Origin of the sequence: Sulfuricaulis sp. (assembly GCF_049587675.1) — a bacterium.
In the GTDB taxonomy this organism is placed as follows: domain Bacteria; phylum Pseudomonadota; class Gammaproteobacteria; order Acidiferrobacterales; family Sulfurifustaceae; genus Sulfuricaulis.
In genome coordinates, this window is record NZ_JBAVEJ010000265.1 from 1 (window position 1) to 1,705 (window position 1,705).

The 1,705-nt window shown below is 66.7% G+C and carries 2 protein-coding genes; one reads left to right on the top strand and one right to left on the bottom strand.

Annotation, left to right across the window (positions count from 1 at the left end):
* Positions 1–92: 92 nt before the first annotated feature.
* Complete coding sequence (locus WB402_RS13745; RefSeq protein WP_424208804.1) at positions 93–1,406, top strand: cytochrome P450; 1,314 nt, start codon at positions 93–95, stop codon at positions 1,404–1,406.
* On the opposite strand, the gene WB402_RS13750 is transcribed toward WB402_RS13745, so the two are convergent.
* Positions 1,403–1,705, bottom strand: a 303-nt coding sequence (locus WB402_RS13750) for a peptide-methionine (S)-S-oxide reductase (protein ID WP_424208806.1), incomplete at its 5' end; no start/stop codon positions are given. The genes WB402_RS13745 and WB402_RS13750 overlap by 4 nt on opposite strands.

Here is a 1,705-nt window from a genome sequence, read left to right on the forward strand (position 1 = left end):
GGTACATCTTGATCAATGCGGTACTACCCGGTACCGTACAACATGACACTGTGGTACCGCGTGGTACCGCCGATTCCTGTTGGGAGTTGTTCATGACCGAAGCGATCGCCCTGGAACCGCGCACGGCCAACCTCCCGCCCCAGGTGGCGCTGCCCAAAGCGATCCAGGCCATCGGCTTCGTGCTGTGGCGCCGGTGGACCATCCGCCAGGCAGCGCGCCGATACGGCGACGCGTTCACGCTCGACGCTCCGGTCTTCGGCCGCACCGTGGTGGTGGCCGACCCGGCGCTGGTCAAACAGGTGTTCATGGCCAGCACCGACGACCTGCTCAACATCCAGCCCAACCTCAGCCGGGTACTGGGGCCCGGGTCGATCTTCGCGCTCGACCGCGCCGAGCATCGCAACCGCCGCAAGCTGCTCCATCCGCCGTTTCACGGCAAGAGCATCAAGAACTACGAGCACATCGTCGAGGAAGAGACCCTGCGTGAGGCCGCGAATTGGCCTGAGGGCAAAGAGTTTCGGACCCTCGAACCGATGATGCGGATCACGCTGAACGTGATTCTGCGCGCGGTGTTCGGCGCGGAGGGCGCCGAACTGGAGTACCTGCGCAAGCTGATCCCCGGCGGGGTGAAGCTGGGTTCGCGGCTCGCCACGCTTCCGCAGCCGTCGAGGAGCTACGGCCGATACAGCCCGTGGGGACGGCTCGCGGAGTCGCACCGCAAGTTCGACGAGATCGTCGACACCCTGATCGCCAAGGCCGAGGCCGACCCGCGTTTCGACGAGCGCACCGACATTCTGGCGCTGATGCTGCGCAGCCGCTACGACGACGGCTCGCCGATGTCGCGCCGGGAGATCTCCGACGAGCTGCTGACGCTGGTGGCCGCCGGCCATGAGACGACGGCGTCGACGCTGGCGTGGGCGTTCGAGCGGATGCGCAGACATCCCGACCTCGTCGCCGCACTGACCACAGAGGCCGAAGGCGACGGCAACGAACTGCGGCAGGCGACGATCCTGGAGGTCCAGCGGGCACGTACCGTCATCGACTTCGCAGGCCGTCACGTCGCGGCGCCGATGTTCGAACTCGGCGAATGGCGCATCCCGCAGGGCTACTCCATCGTCGTCAGCATTTCCCGGCTGCACGAGAACTCCTTTGCGGACCCGGATCGGTTCGACCCGTACCGATTCGTCGGCAATCGGCCGCCGACGTTCGCGTGGGTGCCGTTCGGCGGCGGGACGCGGCGGTGCATCGGCGCCGCGTTCGCCAACACCGAGATGGACGTGGTGCTACGAACAGTATTGCGGCAGTTCACGATCGACTCGACTACCGATTCCGGCGAGAAGGTGCACTCGCGTGGTGTCGCGTACACCCCGAAGCGTGGCGGCCGCGTCGTCCTGCGCCGCCGCTAACCTGTTTCTGCGCGGCGCGGCAGCTTCCATCCCGGCCGCACGAAGTGGCAGGTGTACCCGCTCGGGTACCGCTGCAGGTAGTCCTGGTGCTCCGGCTCCGCCCCCCAGAAGTCGCCCGCGAGCGTGACCTCGGTGACCACCTTGCCCGGCCACAGCCCGGATGCCTCGACGTCGGCGATCGTGTCCAGGGCGACCCGCTTCTGCTCGTCGCCGGTGTAGAAGATCGCCGAGCGGTAGCTGGTGCCGACGTCGTTGCCCTGACGGTTCTTCGTGGTCGGGTCGTGAATCTGGAAGAAGAA

Coding starts and splice junctions, on each gene's coding strand:
- WB402_RS13745 (WP_424208804.1), top strand. CDS start 93: ATGACCGAAGCGATCGCCCTGGAACCGCGCACGGCCAACCTCCCGCCC.